This window comes from Caballeronia sp. (assembly GCF_049581465.1).
In the GTDB taxonomy this organism is placed as follows: Bacteria; Pseudomonadota; Gammaproteobacteria; order Burkholderiales; family Burkholderiaceae; genus Caballeronia.
In genome coordinates this window covers 1-5,484 of the sequence record NZ_JBAUSA010000033.1, presented here as the reverse complement: position 1 = coordinate 5,484, position 5,484 = coordinate 1, and the positions used below count along the sequence as shown (strand labels likewise).

Below are 5,484 nucleotides of genomic sequence, written 5' to 3'. Positions count from 1 at the left end.
CGGTAGCTCAGTTGGTAGAGCAGCGGATTGAAAATCCGCGTGTCGTTGGTTCGATTCCGACCCAGGCCACCACAGTTGCAAAAAAGGCCCGGAAACCGCAAGGTTTCCGGGCCTTTCTCATTGTGTCGGGGGTATCGTCAGTATAGAAGTGCCAGCGAAGCGCCAGCGGGTACCGCAGAGCGCGTCGAACCGGCACCATGGTAAAATCCTTGGCTGTTCAACGACTTGCAGTGTCAGCGTTAATTTCGTGCAGCAGTTCGTTGGCCAACTCGACGGCCGTTTCAATGGGCCCAGCCCAAGGCTCGGTCGGACAAGACCCAAGGCTCGCCCCCTCAAGCCTCATTCACGGAGTTTCACGGTGACTCGGACAGACGCTAAGGACAGCGCACTGGTGCTGTTTTCCGGCGGCCAGGATTCGGCCACGTGCCTTGCCTGGGCGCTCGACCGCTACACGACCGTCGAGACCCTCGGTTTCGATTACGGCCAGCGGCATCGCGTGGAACTCGAATGCCGGGAAGGCTTCCGTGCATCGCTGGAAAAGCAGTTTCCGCATTGGGCGGCACGCTTGGGCGAGGACCACACGATCGACCTCAGCGTGCTCGGTGCGATCAGCGATACCGCCATGACGCGCGACATCGAAATCGAAGCCACCGCGAACGGCTTGCCCAATACCTTTGTGCCGGGCCGTAATCTCATGTTCATGACGATTGCGGCGGCGATTGCGTATCGGCGGGGACTGAAGGTGCTGGTCGGCGGCATGTGCGAGACGGATTTCTCGGGCTACCCGGATTGTCGCGACGACACCATGAAGGCGCTGCAAGTCACGCTCAATCTCGGCATGGACAGCCGCTTTTCGCTCGAAACGCCGTTGATGTGGCTGGATAAAGCCGATACCTGGCGGCTCGCCGAACAACTCGGCGGCGAGGCGCTGGTGGAACTGGTGCGCGTCGAGACGCATACGTGTTACGTCGGCGAGCGCGCCGAACTGCACGCGTGGGGTTTCGGTTGCGGACAATGCCCGGCGTGCAAGCTGCGAAAACGCGGCTTCGAAGCCTACCAATCGGGCGAGCAAGTCACTACAGAGCCTGTCTAGATCATGACGTATGCCGTAAAGGAAATCTTCTACACGCTTCAGGGCGAAGGCGCGAACGCAGGACGTCCGGCCGTGTTCTGCCGCTTTGCAGGATGCAATCTCTGGTCCGGTCGTGAGGAGGATCGCGCGGACGCCGTGTGCAAGTTTTGCGATACGGATTTCGTTGGCACCGACGGTGAAAACGGTGGCAAATATCGTACGCCGCAAGAGCTCGTCGCCATGATCGCGTCGCAATGGCCTGAAGGCGAGGGACATCGCTTCGTCGTGTGTACGGGCGGCGAACCCATGTTGCAAATCGACCCGCCTTTCGTCGATGCGCTGCATGCCGCAGGCTTTGAAATGGCTATCGAAACGAATGGATCGTTGCCCGTGCTGGATAGCATCGACTGGATTTGCGTGAGTCCGAAAGCGGATGCGCCTTTGGTTGTGACGAAGGGCAACGAGTTGAAAGTGGTCGTGCCGCAGGACAACCAGCGCCTGGCTGAATACGCGCAACTCGACTTCGATTATTTCCTCGTGCAGCCCATGGACGGCCCATCGCGCGATATCAACACGAAGCTCGCGATCGACTGGTGCAAGCGCCATCCCAAATGGCGCCTGTCGATGCAGACGCACAAGTACCTGAATATTCCCTGATCCAAGACGACTGAGTCCACGTGCAGACGATTACCCGAAAACTCGAATTCGACGCGGGCCACCGCATCCCCGATCACCGCAGCCAGTGCCGCAATCTACACGGCCACAGATACGTGCTGGAGATCACGCTGCAAGGCGATCTCGTGGAGACCGAAGGCGCGCCGGATCGCGGCATGGTCATGGATTTCGCGGACGTCAAAGCGCTCGCGATGGAACATCTCGTCAATCTGTGGGATCACGCATTCATCGTTTTCAAGGGCGACGAGCAAGTCCGTACTTTTCTCGATTCCATGCACGAGCATAAGACCGTCGTGCTCGATCGCATTCCAACCGTCGAAAATCTCGCCGCGGAGGCGTTTCGCATTCTCTCCGGCGTCTACGACGCGCACTACGGCGTCAATCTGAAGCTCAAGCGCGTGCGGCTGTATGAAACGCCGAATTGCTGGGCCGACGTGGAAAGCGTCTGAGCGTTCCGGCTCGACGAAGACAAGACTCCGGTTGCGCCAGGGCGACACGGGCAACGCTCCGTTCCGCCTTTCTGCCGCGCTCGTCCGAGCCCTCGATTCCCCCAACGGTGGCGCTGCTTTTGGCACGGTATGATCAATGATCCAGGCCGCGCGAGAACCCCGCGGGGCATCTGCAGCCAGAAAATACCGGAGCGAAATATGCCTGCATACCATCCTGCCTCGGCCAAGCCAAACGAGGTCACGCGATGAGCACTTTCACGAATCCCCTCAAGCAACGCTTCACCGAGCCGGGCACGCTGTTCGGCCTATGGTTGTCGCTGGGCAGCGCGGACATTGCTGAAGCGCTCGCGCATGCGGGCTTCGACTGGCTGTGTATCGATATGGAACATTCGCCGAACGACGCCCACGATGTCGTGGCGCAATTGCGCGCAATCGCTGCCGCGCACTTGCCAAGCGAGCCGATCGTACGCGTGCCGTCGCATGACGCCTGGCTAGTCAAACGCGTGCTCGATGCAGGCGCGCGCACCGTCATGTTCCCGAATGTGGAGTCGGCGCAAGAGGCTGCGCAGGTCGTGCGGCTTACGCAATATCCGCATGGCGACGCACTCGATGGTTTGCGCGGCGCAGCGGGCGCGGTGCGTGCTGCGGCCTATGGCATGCGGCGCGATTACGTGACTATGGCGAACGCGCAGATTTCGATCATCGTGCAGATTGAATCGGCGCAAGCCGTGGCGAACGTTGAAGCGATCGCGGGTACGCCCGGCATCGATTGCCTGTTTATCGGGCCAGCGGATTTGGCGGCGAGTCTCGGCCATCTCGGCGATACGAAGCATCCGGAGGTCCAGGCGGCGATCAAAAAGATCATCGATACCGCGAAGCAGGCCGGCATTGCTAGCGGGATGTTCGCACTCGATGTGCCGAGCGCGCGGCAATACGCCGAAGCAGGTGTGAAGGTGATTGCGCTATCGGCGGATGTTGGCTGGTTATTGAAAGCGACGCGCCAGGCGTTGCAGGAGGCTAGGGCATGAAACGGGGATTGTTGAGCACACTGTCTTTGGCAATGACTGTGGCACTGTTGGCGGGAATGAGCGGCGCGGATGCGCAGACCGTCAAGAGTAGCGACATCGCGACCCAAAACGCCGTTGCCGATTACAACGCCGGCAACATGGGCGCGGCGCGTTCGGAGTTTCTTCACGCGGCGCAAAAGGGCAGCCGGCTCGCCGAATTCAATTACGCGATGATGCTGGTGAACGGCGAGGGCGGCCCGGTCGACGTTGACGAAGGCAAGAAATGGTTGCGCAAAGCGGCCGATGCCAACATGACGCAGGCGCAATACGTGTACGGCAAGATGTTCGACGACGGCGATTTCGTTGCCCGTGATCCGGCCGAAGCGCATCGGTGGTTCTTGCGTGCCGCGAGCCAGGGCCACGTTTTGGCGGAGCTTGCGCTGGCGAATCAATTCCTCGATGGCCGCGGCACGCCGCGCGACAATGCGCAGGCGTTCGTCTGGTACAAGAAAGCGGCCGAAGGTGGCGACATGACTGCGCAATACGTCGCCGGATCGTTTTATGAGCGCGGTGGCGACGGCGTCGTGAAGAATCTTAACGTTGCGCGCGCGTATTACGCGGCGGCGGCGGCGCAAGGTGATCCGGCGGCCAAGCTCAAGTACCAGCAGTTGAGTGCGGAACTGCAGCGGGAGAAGCCGCAGTGACAAAGGGCGCTGCGCTGGGGGTTTTCGGGGGCTTGTGCGAGCGGTGATTGTGCGGAAAGGGTAGAGCCTTTCTGCTAGCGGTGAATGTGGGGCGAGGCTAGAGCCCCTCGGCTCTAGCGGTGAGTGCAGGGCAAGGGTGCTTCTGCTAGCAGACCTCCCAAACGCCGTCTCACCCTGCTCCCTATCCCTTCATCAACCGCTTCTGTCGCGAAACGCTCATGATGAGCCCCACCGCAACCCCGAGCGTAGTCAGCGCCGTACCGCCATAACTCATGAACGGCAGCGGCACGCCAACCACCGGCAAGATCCCGCTCACCATCCCGATGTTGACGAACGCGTAAGTAAAGAACGCCATGGTCAACGATCCGGCCAGCAACCTCCCAAACAGCGTGGCTCCGTTCGCCGCGATATATAACCCGCGCGCGATCAGGGCCATATAGAGGAACAGCAGCACAAGGCCCCCGGCCAGCCCGAACTCCTCCGAAAACACCGCAAAGATGAAGTCGGTGTGCTTCTCAGGAATAAATTCCAGATGCGCCTGCGTGCCCTTCAGCCAGCCCTTGCCAAACGTCCCGCCCGAGCCGATCGCGATCACCGCCTGGATCGTGTGGAAGCCTTGTCCCAGTGGATCGGAGGTCGGGTCGAGCAGCGTGCAGATCCGATGCTTCTGGTAGTCGTGCATCAGCGGCCAGTTCACTTCCGGCTGGCAGATGCGCTCCTGGAACACGGCGATGCTCGCCACCGCCACCACGCCCGCGATCAGGATCGGCACAATCAGCTTGAAACTCAGGCCCGCAAAATAGATCACGAAGATGCCAGCCGCGAACACCAGTACGGCAGTGCCTAGATCAGGCTGCTTTGCGATCAGGCCCACCGGCACGACCAGCAACAAAAAGCCGACCAGGTAATCCCACCATCGGATGCCGCCTTCGCGCCGTTGGAAATACCACGCGAGCATGAGCGGCGTGGCGATCTTCATGATTTCTGAGGGCTGGATGACCACGCCGACGTTGAGCCAGCGTTTCGCGCCTTTTCTCGTCAAGCCGAACGTGGCGACCGCCACCAGCAACGCCATGCCGAACATATAGAGCGGTACGGCGAAACGCATCAGCGTGGGCGGCGGCACGTTCGCGAGAATCCACATCAACACGAACGTCAGCATGATGTTGCGTAACTGGTCTTCCACGCGCCCGGGCACATCGATACTCGCGCTGTACAGCGTCACGATCCCGACGCACAACAGCAAGAACACGACTAGCGCGAGCGGCTTGTCGAACCCCGCGAACATGCGCTTCGTGCGGTCGAGCCACACGCGCTTGTCGAATTGCAACGCTTGCATGGCGGTTCTCCTTTACTCGTCGATGCCGCCAGACGGCATCACCGTCTGGATGGCACTTTTGCCGGTGTTGCGCGGGATAGAGGGCGGCGGCGGCGCTTTCGGCGCCTTCGGTTCTTTCGGTTCCTTCTGCGCGGACGGCATCTTGTGGCCGCTGACAGCGACTATCGCTTCCGGCTCTTTGGGCGGCGCAGGCGGAATGGGCTTCGGTATTGCTTCCAGCGCTTGCAGCGTGCTGGGC

At 60.8% G+C, this 5,484-nt stretch carries 6 protein-coding genes and 1 pseudogene; 5 read left to right on the top strand and 2 right to left on the bottom strand.

Annotated elements, in window-relative coordinates:
* Window positions 1-358 precede the first annotated feature (358 nt).
* The 5 genes from queC to WCA53_RS00735 all read left to right on the top strand — a co-directional run bounded on the left by queC (window position 359) and on the right by WCA53_RS00735 (window position 3,907).
* On the top strand, window positions 359-1,093 hold the full coding sequence (gene queC, locus WCA53_RS00755; RefSeq protein WP_423904265.1) for a 7-cyano-7-deazaguanine synthase QueC: 735 nt from the start codon (window positions 359-361) through the stop codon (window positions 1,091-1,093).
* Between the two features lie 3 nt (window positions 1,094-1,096).
* Window positions 1,097-1,729, top strand: a complete 633-nt coding sequence (queE, locus tag WCA53_RS00750) for a 7-carboxy-7-deazaguanine synthase (RefSeq protein WP_423904261.1) — start codon at window positions 1,097-1,099, stop codon at window positions 1,727-1,729.
* A gap of 20 nt (window positions 1,730-1,749) precedes the next feature.
* Window positions 1,750-2,196, top strand: coding sequence for a 6-pyruvoyl trahydropterin synthase family protein (locus WCA53_RS00745; protein WP_423904258.1), 447 nt, complete (start codon window positions 1,750-1,752; stop codon window positions 2,194-2,196).
* Window positions 2,197-2,441: 245 nt separating this feature from the next.
* A complete protein-coding gene (locus WCA53_RS00740; RefSeq protein WP_423904255.1) occupies window positions 2,442-3,224 on the top strand; it encodes an HpcH/HpaI aldolase family protein in 783 nt (260 codons plus the stop codon).
* Window positions 3,221-3,907 (top strand): tetratricopeptide repeat protein, encoded by a 687-nt coding sequence (locus tag WCA53_RS00735; protein ID WP_423904252.1) that lies wholly within the window; start codon window positions 3,221-3,223, stop codon window positions 3,905-3,907. The genes WCA53_RS00740 and WCA53_RS00735 overlap by 4 nt, the downstream gene beginning before the upstream one ends.
* A gap of 181 nt (window positions 3,908-4,088) precedes the next feature.
* Here the strand turns inward: WCA53_RS00735 and rodA are convergent, their stop codons facing one another.
* Together rodA and WCA53_RS00725 are read right to left on the bottom strand one after the other, a co-directional pair.
* A complete protein-coding gene (gene rodA / locus WCA53_RS00730; RefSeq protein ID WP_423904270.1) occupies window positions 4,089-5,237 on the bottom strand; it encodes a rod shape-determining protein RodA in 1,149 nt (382 codons plus the stop codon).
* A gap of 21 nt (window positions 5,238-5,258) precedes the next feature.
* Window positions 5,259-5,484, bottom strand: a pseudogene (locus WCA53_RS00725) (hypothetical protein); the annotation flags it as partial.